This window comes from Actinomadura sp. 9N407 (assembly GCF_044326315.1).
GTDB lineage: Bacteria > Actinomycetota > Actinomycetes > Streptosporangiales > Streptosporangiaceae > Spirillospora.
Genome location: NZ_JBIRAW010000021.1, coordinates 71276 through 89195 on the forward strand (window position 1 = coordinate 71276; position 17920 = coordinate 89195).

The window sequence follows — 17920 nt, forward strand, 5'->3', positions numbered from 1 at the left end:
CCGCTCCAGGCCACGGGCTCGCGCTACGACCTCGGCCAAAGGCGTCGCCGAATTCGCGGGCACGGATCACTCGCGCTGGGCTAAGTGTCATGAAAGAGTGGCGAATCGCCGTATTGGCCTACGGGGCTAACGGGCTTCACTACGCTATGGAAGTCCGGGGTCTTTTCCCGGCCCGCGTCCCCCGGCAGCAGGAAGGGGAGGCCGCCAGTCGATGGTCATCCCTCGCGACCCTGATCGAGGAGTGGGCTTCCCGAGGTCCCGTGTTGAGGAAGGGCGATGTCCCATGGATCGCTGCGCGCTGTTCGTAGACGCCGGCTACCTGCTGGCCGACGGCGCCATGGCGGTGCACGGCACCCGCCATAGGGAGACCGTCTCGTGGGACTTCGGCGGGCTGCTGCAACTGCTCGGCACCCTCGCCCGCGAACGCACCGGCATGCCCCTGCTGCGCTGCTACTGGTACGAGTCCACGGTCGAGGGCCGGCGCGCCCCCGAGCATGAGGCGCTCGCCGACCTGCCCGGCCTGAAACTGCGGCTCGGCCGCACCCGCCCCGGGCGCCGCGAGGGCGTCGACAACGAGATCCACCGCGACCTGATGGCGCTGGCCCGCAACGGCGCCCTGGCCGACGCGGTCGTGGTCAGCGGCGACGAGGACCTCACCCAGGTCGTGATCGACGCCCAGGACTTCGGCGTACGGGTCACGGTCGTGCACGTCACCGTGGACGGCAACTGGACGGTCTCCCGCGCGCTCCGCCAGGAATGCGACGACCTGATCGAGATCGGCTCCGGCGACCTGCGGCCGTACGTCAACCTGCTGGCCGGCGCCGACACCTCCGGCGGCTCGTCCCCCTCGCCGCTGTCCAACGGCCACGGCACGGGCAACACCATCGGCACCCTGCAGACGACGGGCCCGCTCAGCAGCCCGCCGCCGGCCTCCCCCCTCACCGGCCCGCCCCCGTCCCCGCCGTCGCTCGCCGGGCCGTCCCCGTCCAGCACCGGCTCGCAGCCGCCCCTGGGCTCCAGCTTCAGTTCCGGGACGACGTCCGGATACGACAGCGGCTACGGGACGAACTACGACTCGGGCTCGTCCTCCGGTTACGGCTCCGGGAGCGGTTACGGCTCTGGCTCCAACGGCTCCGCTCCCGCCCTGGGCAGCGGCTCGTCCTCCCCAGGGAACGGCTCCGCACCCAGCTACGGCAACGGCTCGTCGCCTAGCTATGGCAACGGTTCCGAGCCCAGCTACGGCAACGGCGCTGCGCCGAGCTACGGCAACGGCACGGCGCCCAGCTATGGCAACAGCTCTGGCTATGGCAGCGATCCGTCCCCCAGTTACGGGAACGGCTCGTCGCCGAGCTACGGCAACGGCTCGTCCCCGTCCATGGGGAACGGGTCCCTCAACGGCTCCGGCCTGGGCACCGGCGGATCCGACCTGCCCCGCAGGAACGGCAACGGCGGTTCCGTCCCCTCGCAGGCGCCTCCGCTGCACGCAGCCCCCACGCCCGGCCCGTCCAACACGGGTCCATCCAACACGGGTCCATCCAGCACGGGTCCGATCAACTCCGGGCCCTCCCTCACCGGTCCGGCGACCTCGGCGCCCCCGTCGCACGGCTCGGGCCCGCATTACCTGCCGACCTCACCCGTACAGCCGCCCTCGCAGCCCCCGCCCGCGCCCTCGCACGGCCCGTACACCGGCCCCCAGCAGATCGCGCCGATCCCCGCGCAGCAGAACTCGCCGTCGCTCTCCGACGCGGTCAAGGCGGCGCACCAGGAGGGCCAGGACTTCGGCGAGTCGGTGGCCCGCGACGCTCCGGCGCTGTGGCTGGAGGCGGTTCTCGCCCGCAAGCCGCGGATGCCCTCCGACCTGGAGGCGCGGCTGCTCCAGGGTTCCTCGCTGCCCATCGACTTCCTGCTGCACGACGAGGTCAGGCACGCGCTGCGGCGCGGATTCTGGGACGCCCTCGAACGTTCCCGCAGGTGATCACGGTGCGCCGCCCTCGTACGCGTAGGTAATTCACGATCCTCCTCGATTCACCCGCTTCGCTCGCCGGGCGGCGGGTAGCGTTGAACCGTGACGCATGTGACGGAAGACGATCTCGACGACCTGGAGTTCGACACCCTGCGCACGGGCGATCACATCTCGGCGGCACGACGGCTCAGCGAGCTCGCCGAGACGGTGTCCGGCGGGGTGTCGCGGGCCAACGTGCTGCTCCGCGCGGGCGAGCAGTGGCAGCACGCCGGCGACCACGCCCGGGCCGCCGAGGTCTACCGCTCGGCCATCCAGGACGGTGGTGAGACCTACGGCGATCCGCGCGCCTACCTGGCCGACGCGCTCTTCGAGCTCGACCAGGCCGACGAGGCCCGGAAGCTGATCGAGCAGATCCGCGCCGACAAGCCCCGCGACCCCGAGGTCTACCGGGCCGTCGCCGAGGTGTTGTACGCCCAGGGCGACGCCATCGGAGCCCACGATTGGGCCACCGCGGGCGCCGACGTGGTCCTGGCCCTGCGCGACCGGGCGGTCGGCATCGGCGCCGGCACCGACAGCACCCCCGAGGACGACGAGGAGCCGTTCGCCCCCGGCCCCGACGACGTCGCGCTGGCCGAGGACAGCCTGGAGGCGCTGCTCCGCCTGCGCTACCGCGCCCGCGTCGACCTCGGCCGCAAGGAAGACGACTACGACGCCCTCCTCGACGACCTGCTCAAGAACGACGCCTGACCCTGCCGCCCTGCTTCCGTTGACTCGTGGCGTGTTCGCCCTGGCACCGCCGGCGGGAGGCGAACACGCCACGAGTCAACCGCCGGGCACGCCGGTGAACGTGGGTGGATACGCGGCTAGAGCAGGGCGATGCGTTCGGCCAAGGTGGGCGCTGACAGTTCTCGCCCGTGACACCACTGGCTAGAGCAGCGCGATGATCTCGGCTAGGACGGGCGCTGACAGTTCTCGCCCGTGACACCACTGGCTAGAGCAGCGCGATGATCTCGGCTAGGACGGGCGCTGACAGTTCCTGCTCGATCACTGGCCAGCCGCGCAGGCGTGCTTCTCGTACGGAACGGTCGGCGGCTTCGGCGGGCTCGGCCGCGGAGGTGCGCAGGTAGCCGCAGGGGGCCTCGGGCCAGTCGGGCGGCACCGCGACCTCGGGCGCGGCGTGGTCGTGCAGGCCGGCGGTACGCGGGAACGCGGCGTCGATGAAGACATATCCGCTGATCTTGCGATGCGCCGCCCGCTGCGCGAGCGCGATCGCCGGCAGCAGCGGACCCGCGCCGCCGTGCGCGACCAGCACGAGCGGCTCTGAGGGGACGGCTGCCGCGATCTCCAGGCTGGCGCGTGCCACGTACCGCATTCCGGCCTCGGCGGGCACGTCCGGCGCGATGACGTCCGGCCCGGCCGTGCGCAGCGCCTCGGGCAGGTCGCCCCAGTCGCTGGAACGGCCGTGCGGGGCATGCAGCAGAACGAGCGTTCCGGGGGTCACGTCACCTCCAGATCACCACGCTACATAGGGTTGCGGGCGTGAGCGAACGTGATGACCTGCTGCAGGAGATCAAGTCCAAGGCCGTGGTGCACGGCGACTTCGTGCTGTCGTCCGGGAAGCGCGCCACCTGGTACGTGGACCTGCGCCGGGTGACGCTGGACGCCGTCGCGGCGCCGCTGGTCGGCCGGGTGATGCTGGAGGCCACCGCGGACCTGGACTACGAGGCCGTCGGCGGGCTCACCCTGGGCGCCGACCCGGTCGCGGCCGCGATGCTGCACGCCGCGGCCGCGCAGGGGCGCGCGCTGGACGCGTTCGTGGTCCGCAAGGCGGGCAAGGCGCACGGCTTGCAGCGCCGCATCGAGGGCCCGGACGTCGCGGGCCGGCGGGTCCTGGCCGTGGAGGACACCTCCACGACCGGCGGCTCGGTGCTGACGGCGGTGGAGGCACTGCGCGAGGCGGGGGCCGAGGTCGTCGGCGTGGCCACGATCGTGGAACGGGGCGCGGCGGAGCGCATCGCGGCGGAGGGACTGGTGTACCGCCATCCGTTCACCGTCGACGACCTCAATGTGACCTGATCGATACGCGATCCCTCAGCGGATTCGCGGCGGGCGGTCGGTGGACGTTCAGCGGACGTACAGCGGAGGTTCGGCCGGGGGTCAGTGTTCAGGGACGAACCAGTCGGCCGGCGTTCAGGGATGAACCGGCCGGTCAGGGTTTGGGGACGACTCAGTCGGCCTGCGTTCAGGGTTGAACCGGCCGGTCAGCGTTTGGGGACGAACCACTCGCCCCGGACACCGTCCGGCTTGCGTTCCTGGGTCTTGCCGTAGATGACGACATCCAGCGAGCCGCCGTTGTTGGCGACCACGGCGAGGGGAGCCTGGTCGTACTGGCGGCCCTCGCCGGTACGCAGGACGCCTTGCTGGAGCACGTCACCGGTGCCGGTGACGCGCACGTAGACCTGGGTGGGCGCGCCGGTAACGCGGATGACCAGTGGAACCCCCGATGTGCCGGTGGTCTGGGCCGAACGCGTCGCAGAGGGGGTCGCTGACGCGCTGGCCTTGGGTTCCGCCCCGCCAGGATCCGTGGACGCGGCAGTGCCCGCCGGCCCGGGATCGTTCGAGCTGGAGGTCAGCGCATTCACCAGCGCCATGCCGCCTACGACCAGAAGCGCTAAAGCGAGCACCACGGCGACGACCGCGATCAGGATGCGCGCGAGACCCCGAGGGTCCGACCGATGACGTCCCACATGGGGAGGTTAGCGATAACTGTCACCGCTGAGCGACGGACGTGACTCTTCAGAGGCATTCTTATTCGTACCGTTGCCCGAGGAACCCCGTCCGCGCAGCATCTCCCGGGCGATCGGGATGACCGACAGCACCAGGATGATCGCTACGCCGGGCAGGATGTAGGCCTCGATGTTGGGGACCTTGGTCCCCAGGAAGTGGCCCAGGAGGAACAGCGAATCGGTCCACACGACCGCGCCGATCGCGTTCCAGACGAAGAACCTGCGGGCCGACATGCCGCAGATGCCGGCGAGCGGGTTGAGGAACGTCCGCACGATCGGGATGAAGCGGGCCAGCACGACGGCCTTGGCCGGGCCGAAGCGCTCGAAGTAGTACTCGGCCTTCTCCACCCACTCCTTGCGGAAGATGCGGGAGTCGGGCCGCTCGAAGAGCCTGCGGCCGTACTTGGCGCCGAGCCAGTGCCCGAGCTGGGCGCCGAGGATGGCCGCGATGGGCCCGCCGACCAGCAGCCAGGGCAGCGACAGCGGCTGGAACTCCTGGCCGTTGATGGTCGACACCGCGGTGAGGATGCCCGCCGTGAACAGCAGCGAGTCACCCGGCAGGATGCATCCGAAGAGCAGCCCGGTCTCCGCGAAGATGATGGCGATCACGCCGATCGTCGCGAACGTGCCGAACAGCTGCAGCCATGCGGTCGGGTGCAGCCACTCGGTGATGTCAAGGGAAATCAGCGTGAGATCCACCATGCGAGCGTACCTGCCGGAACGGCCTTGGTCCGTGGTAATGGACCGCCGATGGGCCGATCGGCGGCCAGTCCCGGCCGCGGGCCGTCCGACCCGCCGGGCTTGTATGCGTTTCTAGGCCACATTCCGGAACGCTCCAGCACATCCGGACAAGCCGGGGGCGTCCGGCCCGTCACGGGTCACTGAGCGCCGCGTACCGGCACGCCCACGCTTCCCCGGGGGCTGGGCGGGCACTCCTTCAGGGAAGTCCGAGATACTGACCGCTGGACGGCATGCCCTGCCCGGACCTCGCGTTCTCCCGGCCCGCCCGGAACGCGCTGGTCGGGGCGCACCGCCCGGCGGGACGCCGGCGGCACCGCTGCGTGAGAAAGGACGCTGATCATGCCCATCGCAACGCCCGAGGTCTACGCGGAGATGCTCGACCGGGCCAAGCAGGACGGGTTCGCCTACCCCGCGATCAACGTGACCTCGAGCCAGACGCTGAACGCGGCACTGCGCGGTTTCGCGGACGCCGAGAGCGACGGCATCGTCCAGGTCTCCACCGGGGGCGCCGAGTACCTGTCCGGCGCCTCGGTCAAGGACATGGTCGTGGGCTCGGCCGCGCTGGCCGAGTACGCCCGGGTGGTGGCCGAGAAGTACTCGGTCAACATCGCCCTGCACACCGACCACTGCCCCAAGGACAAGCTCGACGGCTTCATGCGGCCGCTGATCAAGATCTCCCAGGAGCGGGTGGCGCGCGGCGAGCAGCCGCTGTTCCAGTCGCACATGTGGGACGGCTCGGCCGTACCGCTGGAGGAGAACCTGCAGATCGCCGCCGAGCTGCTGGACGAGTGCGCCAAGGCCAACATCATCATGGAGATGGAGATCGGGGTCGTCGGCGGCGAGGAGGACGGCGTCGCCAACGAGATCAACGAGAAGCTCTACACGACGCCGGGCGACGCCCTTGCCACCGCCGAGGCGGTCGGCGTGGGCGAGCGGGGCCGCTACATCCTGGCCGCGACGTTCGGCAACGTACACGGCGTCTACAAGCCGGGCTCGGTCAAGCTGCGTCCCGAGGTGCTCAAGGACATCCAGGACGCGGTCGGCGCCGAGCACGGCAAGGACAAGCCGTTCGACCTGGTCTTCCACGGCGGCTCCGGCTCCACGCTGGAGGAGATCCGGGAGGCGGTGTCGTACGGCGTGATCAAGATGAACATCGACACCGACACCCAGTACGCCTTCACCCGCCCGATCGCCGAGCACATGTTCCGCAACTACGACGGCGTGCTCAAGATCGACGGCGAGGTCGGCAACAAGAAGCAGTACGACCCGCGCTCGTACGGCAAGGCCGGCGAGGCCAACATGGCGGCCCGCATCGTGCAGGCCTGCGAGAACCTGCTCTCCGCCGGCAAGAAGATCAAGTAATAGATCGAGCGGCGCACCACTCCGTCCCGCCCCGGTCCCGCTCTCGCGCGGGGCCGGGGTGGTGCGTTGTGTGACACAACCCAGGTAGGCTCGGCCTCGTGGCGCTGCCCCGCACCTACGACTCCCAGAACTGCTCGATCGCCCGCTCCTTGGAGGTCGTCGGCGATCGCTGGACGCTGCTGGTCATCCGCAGCGCGTTCGAAGGCGTGCGCCGGTTCGACGACTTCCAGGACGCGCTCGGCGTCGCCCGCAACGTGCTCACCGACCGGCTCATCCGGCTGTGCGACGAGGGCATCCTGCGGCGGGTCCGCTACCAGGAGCGTCCCGACCGCTTCGAGTACCGCCTCACCCGCAAGGGCGTCGAACTCTGGCCGGTCATCATGACCCTGCTGAAGTGGGGCGACCGCCACTACGCCCCCGGTGGCCCGCCCCTGCTCGTCGGGCACGCCGGCTGCCCCGGCCTGCTCACCGACCGGCTGACCTGCGATCACTGCGGCGCGGTACTGGAGCCGGACCAGGTCGAGCCGCGCCCCGGCCCCGGCGCTCTGGACATCTGACCGTGCGGTACGTCTGACCGTACGGTTTCCCTTTACCCGCAAGGTAGTTGCTTCACGCAACGCACTGATGTGCAATGGGTTGCATGAAGCAACTCGAAGGGGCCGACGGCGTCCCCGCAGAAGCCCTGCCCGCAGAGATCCTGCACACAGAGTCCCTGCCCGCAGAGATCCTGCTCAGTGACGTCCGCATCCGCCCGTACGCGATCGACGACGGCGACCGGCTCCGGCGGATGTCCGGAGGGCTGTCCAGGAAAAGCCTCTACACCCGGTTCTTCTCGGGTACGCCGCGGATCCCCGAGGCGTACGTGACCGCCCTGCGGATGCTCGACCACTGGGACCGGGAGGCGATGGTGGCGCTGCTGGACGGGGAGATGATCGGCGTCGCCGAGTACATCCGGGACCGCCACCGGCCTTGGCGTGCCGAGCTGGCCGTGCTGATCGCCGATCCCTGGCAGCGGCGCGGCCTGGCCCGCCGGCTGGTGACCTGTCTCGCCCCGCTGGCCGAGCGGCGCGGCATCACCGGCTTCGACGCGGAGGTGATCCTGGAGAACCGGGACGCCATGGTGGCGATCCGCCACGGCTGGCCCGCCGCCCGCCCCGGCAGCCAGGACGGGGCGGCGCACTACAGCCTGCCCCTCCCGCTGCCCACGCCCGCCGTACCGGCGCCCGCCCGGGCCCTCGGATGACCCGCACGCTGGACCAACAGCAAGGACCCGGGTTGCCGTCGTACCGGCGGGCCCACTTACGATGACCCGCATGACCCAGAATCTGCTCGGCGGCCCGCCCCCGACCGAACTGCCGGAGAACGTCGAGGCCCGCGAGGCCCTCGACGCCGGCGTGGACCCGGTCGAGGTGGCCGCCCGCCACCCGGAGTACCCGGGCGCGTGGGCCGCGCTTGCGGATCGCGCCTTCGCCGCCGGTGCCGTGATCGAGTCGTACGCGTACGCGCGGACCGGCTACCACCGAGCACTCGACCAGCTGCGCCGAGCGGGCTGGAAGGGGCACGGCCCCGTGCCCTGGGAGCATGAGCCCAACCGCGGCTTCCTGCGCGCCCTGCACGCCCTGGGCCGCGCCGCCGCCGCGATCGGCGAGGACCACGAGGCCGAGCGCTGCAGGACCTTCCTGCGCGACAGCAGCCCGGCCGCCGCGGACGCCCTCAACGGCAGCGGCGGCTAGACGGCGGCGCCCGCGAACCAGGACCTGTTTCCAAGTGGCTCAGCCACCGCGCGAGCGCGTTACCTGGCCGGGTCTTTGGAAACACAGCTCCCTCGCGATCGACAGGGCGGCCCGGGTGGCCGGCACGACCCGGGCCTCGCCGAACCGGGCGAGCGCCGCCCCCGCCGCACGGCCTGACGCCGCCCGCTCACACCGCCGTCCGCACGCCGTGAGCAGGGCTTCGGGGACCGCTCCGGTTTCCTTGGCGGGCCGGTACGGGTACGATTTGATCGCAAGAGGCCCCTTCGCACTTGCGATCAGGGGCCTTCGTCGTGGGAGAGGGTGTACGGCATGCCGGCGATCGTTCTGGTCGGGGCTCAGTGGGGGGACGAGGGCAAGGGCAAGGCCACCGACCTGCTGGGTGGTGACGTCGACTACGTCGTGCGCTACCAGGGTGGCAACAACGCCGGCCACACGGTGGTGATCGGTGACAAGAGCTATGCCCTGCACCTGCTGCCCTCGGGAGTGCTCTCACCGGACGTGGTGCCGGTCATCGGCAACGGCGTGGTGATCGACCCGGCCGTGCTGCTGCAGGAGATCGACGGGCTCAAGAACCGCGGGATCGGCTGCGACCGGCTGCTGATCTCGTCCAACGCGCATTTGATCATGCCGCACCACCGGGCCCTGGACAAGGTCACCGAGCGGTACCTCGGCAAGGCCAGGATCGGCACCACCGGGCGCGGCATCGGCCCGGCCTACGCCGACAAGATCAACCGGATGGGCGTCCGGGTCCAGGACCTGTTCGACGCCAACATCCTCACCCAGAAGCTCGATCTGGCGCTGCGCGAGAAGAACCAGGTCCTCACCAAGGTCTACAACCGGCGCCGGATCGACACCGGGCCGATCGTCCAGGAGTACCTGGCGTACGGCGAGCGGCTGCGGCCGTACGTCGCCGACACCACGCTGGTGCTCAACCAGGCCCTCGCCGAGGACAAGGTCGTCCTCCTGGAGGGCGCGCAGGGCACGCTGCTGGACATCGACCACGGCACGTACCCGTTCGTGACGTCGTCCAGCCCTACCGCCGGCGGCGCCTGCGTGGGCTCCGGGGTCGCCCCGACGAAGATCACCAAGGTGATCGGGATCCTCAAGGCGTACACCACCCGCGTCGGCTCGGGACCGTTCCCGACCGAGCTGCTGGACGAGTGGGGCGAGTTCCTGCGCAAGACCGGCGGCGAGTACGGCGTGACCACCGGCCGCGACCGCCGCTGCGGCTGGTTCGACGCGGTCATCGCCCGCTACGCGACCCGCGTCAACGGCGTCACCGACTACTTCCTCACCAAGCTGGACGTGCTGTCGGGCCTGGAGCGGGTGCCGGTCTGCGTCGCGTACGACGTCGACGGCGTGCGCCATGACGAGCTGCCGGCCTCGCAGACCGAGTTCCACCACGCCAAGCCGATCCTGGAGTACCTGGACGGCTGGCAGGAGGACATCACCGGCGCCGAGACCTTCGACGACCTCCCCAAGAACGCGCAGCGCTACGTCCGCGCGCTCGAGGAGATGTCGGGCGCCCAGATCTCCGCCATCGGCGTGGGCCCGGGCCGCACCCAGACGCTGGCGCTGCGCTCCCTCATCTGAGCCGTTCCCGCCCGGCCCGTTCGCACCGGGCCCACGGGACACCGCACCGAACGTTGGGGACTTCGACCACAGAAGTCCCTAACGTTCGGTGGTTTCTCACCCGTCGTCCATAAGTCGTTCGGCAACTGGTTGTAGCGTTCCAGCCGTGACTTTCACCGGGGCCACCGTCGAAGTGCACGGACACCGGGGGGCACGGGGGCTCCGACCGGAGAACACCCTGCCCGGTTTCGCCCACGCGCTGGCGCTCGGCGTCCACGCGGTCGAGTTCGACGTGGGGCTGAGCTCGGACGATGTCGTCATCCTCAGCCACGACCAGGTGCTGTCGCCGGTGACCACCACCGACACCGGCCCGGTACTGGCCGGCGACCCGCGCTTCCCGTACGTCGGCAAGGCGCTCAGGGACCTGACGCTCGCGCAGATCAGGACCGTGGACGCCGGGACCAGGCGGCCGGGCGGCGCCGACGATGAGTTCGTCCTCACCCAGCTGCAGCTGCCCGGTACGCCGCTGCCGACGCTGGCCGAGGTCTGCGCCCTGCTCAGCGCCGTTCCGGACGTGACGCTCGCGATCGAGCTCAAGACCGATCCCGGCTGGCGCGACCAGGAGATCACCCGCTTCACGGCGGAGGTCGCCGAGGTACTGGCCGCGTTCGGGCTGACCCCGCGCAGCCGGCTGCTGGCGTTCGACTGGCGGGTCCTGGTGGAGGCGCGCCGGTACGCGCCGGAGGCGGGCCGGGTGGCCCTGGTCGAACGGGCGACGACGGGCGCGGGGACGCGCTGGCTGGCGGGCCTCGGGCACGCGGATCCGGCCGGCGCCGCGCTCGACATCGGCGCCACCTCGCTGTCCCCCGAGATCACGATGGCCACCCCTGAACTGGTCGAACGGGCCCAGGGCCTGGCGCTTCCGGTGTCGGTGTGGACGGTCAACGAGCCGTCCGAGATGGCGCGGTACGTCGGTTACGGCGTCGACGCGATCGTCACCGACTACCCCGACCGGCTCCGCGGCGTCCTCACCGACCACGGCCTGCCGGTCCCCACGCCGTACCCCGACGTCCTGTCCATGCAGACCTGACCGCCGTACAGGCCCGGTTGACTCGTGGCGTGTTCGCCCCTTCAGGCGGCGAAGCAGGCGAACACGCCACGAGTCAACGTGGCCGGGGGGTCAGAGCCAGCCGTTGCGGCGGAAGCCGCGGTAGAGCGAGAAGCAGGCCAGCGCGATCACGCAGAGGATCATCGGGTAGCCGAACCGCCACTGGGTCTCGGGCATGAAGGTGAAGTTCATCCCGTAGATCCCGGCGATCGCGGTGGGCACCATGAAGAGCGCGCCCCAGGCCGAGATCTTCCGCATGTCCTTGTTGTCGGCCACCGTCACCTGCGTCATGTGCGCCTGCAGGATCGGGTTGAGCAGCTCGTCGTACGCCTCGACCTGCTCGCGGACGCGGGTCAGGTGGTCCTCGACGTCGCGCAGGTACTCCTTGATCTCGGCCGGGACGAACCGCCGCCCGCCGAGGTTGCGCAGCGGCCCGGCCAGCGGCCCGACCGCCCGCTTGAGCTGGATGACCTCGCGCTTGAGCCGGTAGATGCGGCGCGACTCGTCGGTGCGCTCGGGGGAGAACACCGCCTCCTCGACCTCGTCGATGTCCTCCTGCACGGCGTCGGCGACGCAGACGTAACCGTCCACGACCCGGTCGGCGATCGCGTGCACCACGGCCGCCGGGCCCAGGCTCAGCCGTTCCGGGTCGCGTTCCAGCCGCTCGCGGACCGAGCCCAGCTCGCCGTGCGCGCCGTGCCGTACGGTCACCACGAAGTCCGGTCCGGCGAAGACCATGAGCTCGCCGGTCTCCACGACCTCGGGGCCGTTCGGCTCCTTGCGCACGTAGCCGACGGTCTTCATCACCAGGAAGTTGACGTCGTCGTACCGCTCCAGCTTGGGCCGCTGGTGCGCGTGGATGGCGTCCTCCACCGCGAGCGGGTGCAGCCCGAAGACCTCGGCCAGCTCGGTCAGCTCGGCGGCGGACGGCTCGTGCAGGCCGACCCAGACGAAGCCGGCGCTGCCGTTCTCGGCCGCGGTCAGCTCACCGTCGCGGATGAGCCGTACGGCGTCGGCGACGGTCTCCGTACAGACGCGGTGCCCGTCGATGTAGGCGGCCCAGTCGAGGACGGCGGTGTCGCGGTGCCGCAGCACGGACTGCGCGGAGTGAGGGCGGCCGCGCGACTTGAACAGCGACCTGGTCGCGCGTCCCGGGCGAACTCGTGTCATGGCCATGAGGAGCTGCTCCTAACCCGCCGGCCGTACACGCGCCGCGACGCGCTCGACCCAGGGTCAGCGTGGGGAGCGCGCGAGTGCGTCGGCCGGGCGCCGGATAGAGGCGGACGGATGGACAGTCCGGTTCGGACTGTGAGGGATATCCGGCGTACTGCAAGGTTCACCAGGAATCATCCCGACCACCTCCTCTCGCTCCTCGGTCTCATGACCATGAGACTGGCGCCACGGGCTCTGCCGCCCGAGTTCGCCGCCCAAAAGCTACTCAGGCCCCAAAACCGCTCAGGCCCATAAGAAAAGCCACTCAGGCCCATAAGAACGGCCCGTTCAAGCCGTGCGCAGCCTAGCAGCCGACACTAAAAGCTAACCGAAGTTCAGGACGTCCGGGACTTGACACGGGTTCACGGCGGCGCGGTGTGGCGGTGGTCACTCGGGGCCAGGGCGTCGGCCAGGCGTCGACCCTGCCTGGCCGGATAGGCTCCCCGCGTGCGAGTTCTTGTTCTTGGATCCGGCGGCCGCGAGCACGCGCTCGCGCGCGCCCTGCATCGCGACCCCGGCGTCACCGCCCTGCACTGCGCCCCCGGCAACCCGGGCACCGCGCCGTTCGCCGAGAACCACCAGCTGGACCCGGCGGATCCGACGGCCGTGGTCGAGCTGGCCGGGCGGCTCCGGGTGGAACTCGTCGTCGTCGGCCCGGAGGCACCGCTGATCGAGGGCGTCGGCGACGCACTCGGCCGGGCCGGGATCCCCTGCTTCGGCCCCGACCGCGAGGCCGCCAGGATCGAGGGCTCCAAGGCGTTCGCCAAGGACATCATGGCCGCGGCCGGCGTCCCGACCGCCGCCGCGCGGGTCTGCGAGACCAGTGACGAGGTCCAGGAGGCCCTGGACGCGTTCGGCCCGCCGTACGTGGTGAAGGACGACGGTCTCGCCGCCGGCAAGGGCGTCGTGGTGACCGAGAACCGCGCCGAGGCCGCCGAGCACGCCGCCGCGTGCGGCCGCGTGGTCATCGAGGAGTTCCTGGACGGCCCGGAGGTGTCGCTGTTCGCGCTGTGCGACGGCAACACCGCGATCCCGCTGATGCCCGCGCAGGACTTCAAGCGCGCGTACGACGGCGGCGAGGGCCCCAACACCGGCGGCATGGGCGCGTACACGCCGCTCCACTGGGCGCCCCCCGGCTTCGTGGACGAGGTCATGGCCTCGGTCGTGCAGCCTGCGGTGGACGAGTTGCGGCGCCGTGAGGCCCCGTACGTGGGGGTCCTGTACGCGGGGCTCGCGCTGACGCAGCAGGGCGTGCGGGTCGTGGAGTTCAACGCGCGCTTCGGCGACCCCGAGACGCAGGTCGTCCTGGACCGGCTCGCCTCACCGCTCGCCCCGCTGCTCCAGGCGTGCGCGATCGGCGGCCTCGACCCGGCGTACCGTCCCGAATGGCACGAGGGCGCGGCCGTGAGCGTCGTGGTCGCCGCCGAGGGCTATCCGGCGAATCCGGTCAAGGGCGACGTCATCGAGGGCCTGGAAGCCGCCGACGAGGTGCCGGGCGCGTACGTGCTGCATGCCGGCACCAAGCGTGACGCGGAGGGCCGGCTGGTCGCCAACGGCGGCCGGGTGCTCAACGTCGTCGGCTCCGGCCCCGATCTCGCCGCCGCCCGTGCCGCCGCGTACGAGGCCGTGAGCCGGATCACGCTGCGCGGCTCCCACCACCGCACCGACATCGCCCAGGCCGCCGCCGAGTCCTGAGGCGCCCTCCTGACCTGCCCCTGCCCGCGCCGTGCAGTCCTGACCCGAGCCGTGCGCTCGACTTGGCCGATCCTCCCGCGGAGTCGTGACCTGGGCCGTACCCGTACGGCGAGCCCGGGGCCCGAGCAGCCGACGCGACCTGGGAGAATCGTCGGGTGATCGAGCGCTACACACTTCCGGAGATGGGCCGCGTCTGGAGTGACGCGCACAAATACGAGCTTTGGTGCCAGGTCGAGACCCTCGTGGTCGAGGCTCACGCCGAGGCGGGCACGATCCCGGCGGAGGTGGTGGAGCCCGTTCGGAACGCGGCCCCGCCAACGCCGGAGGCCGTGCACGAGATCGAGGCGGTCACCCAGCATGACGTGATCGCGTTCCTGTCGGCCTGGGCGGACAACACCGAGCCGCGCGAGGCGGCCCGGTTCGTCCACTTCGGCATGACGTCCTCGGACCTGCTCGACACCGCGCTGGCCGTCCAGCTCGTCGAGGCCACCGACATCCTGCTGGCCAAGGCCGACACGCTGGTCGGCACGCTGCGCGACCACGCCCTGGAGCACCGCGCCACCCTGCGCGTCGGCCGTACGCACGGCATCCACGGCGAGCCGGACGTGTGGGGGCACCGGGTCGCCGACTTCGCGTTCGCGATGGCCCGCTCGCGGGACCGGCTGCGCCGCGCCCGCGCGGCCGTCGGCGTGATGGCGATCTCCGGCGCGGTCGGCACGTACTCCAACATCGACCCGGCGATCGAGCGCCATGTGGCCGACCGGCTGGGGCTGAGCTGCGCGGACGTGTCCACCCAGGTGGTGATCCGGGACGGCATGAGCGAGTGGGTGTCCGCGCTCGCGATCATGGCCACGGTGTGCGAGGCGATCGCGCTGGAGGTACGGCACGGGCAGCGCACCGAGGTCCGCGAGCTGTGGGAGCCGTTCGGCAAGGGCCAGAAGGGCTCCTCGGCCATGCCGCACAAGAAGAACCCGATCATCTCCGAGCGGCTGGCCGGGATGGCGCGGATCGTGCGAGCGCAGATCGTCCCGGTGCTGGAGGGCATCCCGCTCTGGCACGAGCGCGACATCTCGCACTCCTCGACCGAGCGGATCGCGCTGCCGGACGCGTCGATCGCGCTGGACTACATGCTCAACCTCACCAACCGGCTGATGTCGGGCCTGGTGGTGGACGCCGACCGGATGAAGGCGAACCTGGAGTCCACCGGCGGCCTGATCTACACCTCGACGGTTCTGCTGGAGCTGGTCGAGGCGGGCATGTCGCGCGACGACGAGGCGTACCCGCTCGTCCAGAAGGCCGCGATGGAGACCTGGCGGACCGGGGAGCCGTTCCGCGAGACTCTGCGCAAGCACGCCGCCGAAGCGGGCCTGAGCCTCGCCGAGGAGCGGCTGGACACGGTCTGCCGCCCCGAGCGGTTCGTCGAGCGCCTCGGCCCGGTGTTCGACCGCCTCGCCGCGCTGACGTAGAGCCTTACGAGGAGCACGCATGCCGGGGAAGTTGACCGAACTCAACGTCTACCCGCTGAAGAGCGGCGGCGGCACGCCCCTGCGTACGGCCGAGCTGCTGCCCACCGGGCTCCGGTACGACCGCGAGTTCATGCTGGTCGGCCCGGAAGGCCGGTTCCTGACGCAGCGCGACCACGCGGAGATGGCGCTGCTGCGCCCGGTGTACGACGGGGACGTCCTCACCGTGGACGTCCCCGGCCGCGAGCCGCTCACTCACAAGCCCGTGGATGACGGCCCGGTGCGGGACGTGGTCGTGCACCGGTCGGAGTGCCAGGGCGTCGACCAGGGCGACGAGGCGGCCGGATGGTTCGCGGACTTCCTCGGCGCCGAGTGCCGGCTGGTGCGCTTCACCGGGCGGCGGCCGACCTCGCGCGGCGGCGGCGAGGTGACGTTCGCCGACGGCTACCCGCTGCTGGTGATCTCGGCCGAGTCGCTGGCCGACCTGAACGAGCGCCTGGCCGGCGGACCGGATGCGCCGCTGCGGACGGTCCCGGCCGAGTCCCCGGCCGCCCCGAACGGAGCGGCCCGCGGGCTGGAGGGGCCACTCCCGATGAACCGGTTCCGGCCCAGTCTGGTGGTCGAGGGGCTGGGCGCGTACGGCGAGGACCGGGTGCGGCTGCTGCGGATCGGCGACACCGTGATCGAGATGGTCAAGGCGTGCGCCCGCTGCGTGATCACCACCACCGACCAGGACACCGGCGAGCGCGGCCGCGAGCCGCTGCGCACGCTCGCCTCGTACCGCGCCATCGACCGGGGCCTGCGCTTCGGCCAGAACGCGGTACCCCGAACGACCGGCACGCTGACCGTGGGCGACCCCGTAGAGATCATCGAGGCCGCGGCCACCATCGGTTGACTCGTGGCGTGTTCGTTCGATCGCCGCCCTGGAGAGGCGAACATGCCACGAGTCAACGGGCTTAGCCGATGACCTCGCCGGTCTCGTTGCCGTACTGGTCGCGCATCCGGGTCGGGACGATCTCGACGGCCAGGCCCGGCAGGGACGGGACGGGCGTCCGGCCGGACTCGGAACGGATCGCGCCGAGCAGGCCGTCCAGGGCACCCTCGGGCACGCCGATCTTGAGCACGCCGTTCTCGCGCGCCAGCGAGAAGCCGTCGGCCGGCTCGAAGCACAGCGTCATGTCGTCGGCGACCACGTAGAGCTCGCGGCCGTACGGCAGCCGGCCGCTCAGCGACTGGCGGATCATCGGCGCCTGCAGGGCCCCGAGCCGCAGCACGGTGGTGCCGTCCGGCTCGTCGGCCCAGCCCGCCGTGGTGACGTAGAGCATGCCGCTGCTGGACCCCTCGCGCTCGACACCGGCCTGGACGGCGGCGGCCACCTCCGGGTCGGCCAGCAGCGAGCCGCGGTCGATGTCGGTGACGAAGAGCGGGATGCGCGGCTCCAGGATCTCCAGCATGGAGCCGGCGTTCCACTGCCGCGCCGCCTCGTACTCCTCCCGGGCCAGCCCGACGACCTGCAGGAACTCCAGCCGGCCGTTCGGCGTGGAGATCGCGCCGAGCTCGGGGTCGGTGGCGAACACCACGGCCTGGATCTCCGAGTCGGCGCGGTCGGCCGCGATCGGGCCGTTGGCGTCCATGTGGTGCCCGGCCTCGAAGTGGTTGCCGGAGGAGAAGACGTACCTGCCGAGGTTCTGCAGCAGGTTGGCGGCCCAGACCGGCGGGGTCTCCTCGGCCGGGTCGCGGGCCAGCCGGAAGGTGAACTCGAAGCCCCAGCCGGACTCCTCCGGGTCGCCGTCCTCGGCCTTGCCGTACAGCTCGCTCATGCCGTACGAGATGTAGTGCCAGTGCGGCACCGGCTCGGTACGGGCGTGGACGCTGATGCCGTCGAGCGGGTCGCGACCGCCCAGGCTCCACTTGAGCAGCGTGCCCCAGTGGTACGGCTTGGTGTCGCCGTAGATCCGCTCCAGGGCGCCGTTGATGGCCTGCCAGCCGGGCGCCTCGTCGTCCAGTTCGTCCTCTGGACCGAACGGCTCGACGGGGGGTTCGGTGGGTGTTTCATCCATGGACGTTCACCCTAGAGATGATCGCGCCGATTCGTGCGCGGATGGCATGGTACGGGCCCGCCCGGACGGAAGACCTGGGGAGAACGCGAACTTCTGGGCACTTTGCACGGTCATAGAGACCGGGCCCACGCCACCCGGCGCGCTCAGCACTTCGCACCTTCTTCCCGGTGGTTTACTGGACACGTTGGAGGCTCTCGGCCCTCG

Annotated in this window: 17 protein-coding genes; 12 read left to right on the plus strand and 5 right to left on the minus strand. The window is 71.1% G+C overall.

Translation table 11 applies throughout. The features are described 5' to 3' along the window. Nucleotides 1-283 precede the first annotated feature (283 nt). Entirely contained in the window at nucleotides 284-1975 is a 1692-nt protein-coding gene (locus ACH34Q_RS29095; protein ID WP_395986269.1) for an NYN domain-containing protein, read from the plus strand. Nucleotides 1976-2065: 90 nt separating this feature from the next. Next, entirely contained in the window at nucleotides 2066-2710 is a 645-nt protein-coding gene (locus tag ACH34Q_RS29100) for a tol-pal system YbgF family protein (RefSeq protein WP_395986270.1), read from the plus strand. A 244-nt stretch (nucleotides 2711-2954) separates the two neighbouring features. Here ACH34Q_RS29100 and ACH34Q_RS29105 read toward each other — a convergent pair whose 3' ends face one another. Beyond that, complete coding sequence (locus tag ACH34Q_RS29105) at nucleotides 2955-3464, minus strand: hypothetical protein (RefSeq protein WP_395986271.1); 510 nt, start codon at nucleotides 3462-3464, stop codon at nucleotides 2955-2957. Between the two features lie 38 nt (nucleotides 3465-3502). Between ACH34Q_RS29105 and pyrE the strand changes: the two genes are divergently transcribed. Continuing rightward, nucleotides 3503-4039: an orotate phosphoribosyltransferase gene (gene pyrE, locus ACH34Q_RS29110; protein ID WP_395986272.1), complete on the plus strand. Its 537-nt coding sequence runs from the start codon at nucleotides 3503-3505 to the stop codon at nucleotides 4037-4039. 185 nt (nucleotides 4040-4224) lie between these two features. Here pyrE and ACH34Q_RS29115 read toward each other — a convergent pair whose 3' ends face one another. Together ACH34Q_RS29115 and ACH34Q_RS29120 are read right to left on the minus strand one after the other, a co-directional pair. Continuing rightward, on the minus strand, nucleotides 4225-4710 hold the full coding sequence (locus tag ACH34Q_RS29115) for a hypothetical protein (protein ID WP_395986273.1): 486 nt from the start codon (nucleotides 4708-4710) through the stop codon (nucleotides 4225-4227). 9 nt (nucleotides 4711-4719) lie between these two features. Then, nucleotides 4720-5451, minus strand: coding sequence for a DedA family protein (locus ACH34Q_RS29120; protein ID WP_395986274.1), 732 nt, complete (start codon nucleotides 5449-5451; stop codon nucleotides 4720-4722). 378 nt (nucleotides 5452-5829) lie between these two features. On the opposite strand from ACH34Q_RS29120, the gene fbaA reads away from it, so the two are divergent. The 6 genes from fbaA (at nucleotide 5830) to ACH34Q_RS29150 (ending at nucleotide 11268) form a co-directional block, all read left to right on the plus strand. Further along, nucleotides 5830-6852, plus strand: coding sequence for a class II fructose-bisphosphate aldolase (gene fbaA / locus ACH34Q_RS29125; protein ID WP_395986275.1), 1023 nt, complete (start codon nucleotides 5830-5832; stop codon nucleotides 6850-6852). A 98-nt stretch (nucleotides 6853-6950) separates the two neighbouring features. After that, nucleotides 6951-7409 (plus strand): winged helix-turn-helix transcriptional regulator, encoded by a 459-nt coding sequence (locus ACH34Q_RS29130; protein WP_395986276.1) that lies wholly within the window; start codon nucleotides 6951-6953, stop codon nucleotides 7407-7409. 83 nt (nucleotides 7410-7492) lie between these two features. After that, entirely contained in the window at nucleotides 7493-8095 is a 603-nt protein-coding gene (locus ACH34Q_RS29135) for a GNAT family N-acetyltransferase (RefSeq protein ID WP_395986277.1), read from the plus strand. 61 nt (nucleotides 8096-8156) lie between these two features. Further along, entirely contained in the window at nucleotides 8157-8585 is a 429-nt protein-coding gene (locus ACH34Q_RS29140) for a DUF3151 domain-containing protein (protein ID WP_395986278.1), read from the plus strand. A gap of 330 nt (nucleotides 8586-8915) precedes the next feature. Then, nucleotides 8916-10199 carry an adenylosuccinate synthase gene (locus ACH34Q_RS29145; RefSeq protein WP_395986279.1) on the plus strand — a complete coding sequence of 428 codons (1284 nt, stop codon included), beginning with the start codon at nucleotides 8916-8918 and terminating at the stop codon, nucleotides 10197-10199. 145 nt (nucleotides 10200-10344) lie between these two features. Next, complete coding sequence (locus ACH34Q_RS29150) at nucleotides 10345-11268, plus strand: glycerophosphodiester phosphodiesterase family protein (protein WP_395986280.1); 924 nt, start codon at nucleotides 10345-10347, stop codon at nucleotides 11266-11268. Between the two features lie 90 nt (nucleotides 11269-11358). Here the strand turns inward: ACH34Q_RS29150 and ACH34Q_RS29155 are convergent, their stop codons facing one another. Beyond that, nucleotides 11359-12462 carry a magnesium and cobalt transport protein CorA gene (locus ACH34Q_RS29155; protein ID WP_395986281.1) on the minus strand — a complete coding sequence of 368 codons (1104 nt, stop codon included), beginning with the start codon at nucleotides 12460-12462 and terminating at the stop codon, nucleotides 11359-11361. Nucleotides 12463-12945: 483 nt separating this feature from the next. Here ACH34Q_RS29155 and purD point away from each other — a divergent pair, with 483 nt between their 5' ends. From purD to ACH34Q_RS29170, 3 genes are all read left to right on the plus strand, one after another. Beyond that, on the plus strand, nucleotides 12946-14193 hold the full coding sequence (purD, locus tag ACH34Q_RS29160; protein WP_395986282.1) for a phosphoribosylamine--glycine ligase: 1248 nt from the start codon (nucleotides 12946-12948) through the stop codon (nucleotides 14191-14193). A 155-nt stretch (nucleotides 14194-14348) separates the two neighbouring features. Then, nucleotides 14349-15659, plus strand: a complete 1311-nt coding sequence (gene purB, locus ACH34Q_RS29165) for an adenylosuccinate lyase (RefSeq protein WP_395986283.1) — start codon at nucleotides 14349-14351, stop codon at nucleotides 15657-15659. A 19-nt stretch (nucleotides 15660-15678) separates the two neighbouring features. After that, the gene (locus tag ACH34Q_RS29170; RefSeq protein WP_395986284.1) at nucleotides 15679-16551 is read left to right on the plus strand and encodes an MOSC domain-containing protein; all 873 of its coding nucleotides are present in this window, start codon (nucleotides 15679-15681) and stop codon (nucleotides 16549-16551) included. 61 nt (nucleotides 16552-16612) lie between these two features. Here ACH34Q_RS29170 and ACH34Q_RS29175 read toward each other — a convergent pair whose 3' ends face one another. Then, nucleotides 16613-17716, minus strand: a complete 1104-nt coding sequence (locus ACH34Q_RS29175; RefSeq protein ID WP_395986285.1) for a suppressor of fused domain protein — start codon at nucleotides 17714-17716, stop codon at nucleotides 16613-16615. Nucleotides 17717-17920: the final 204 nt, after the last annotated feature.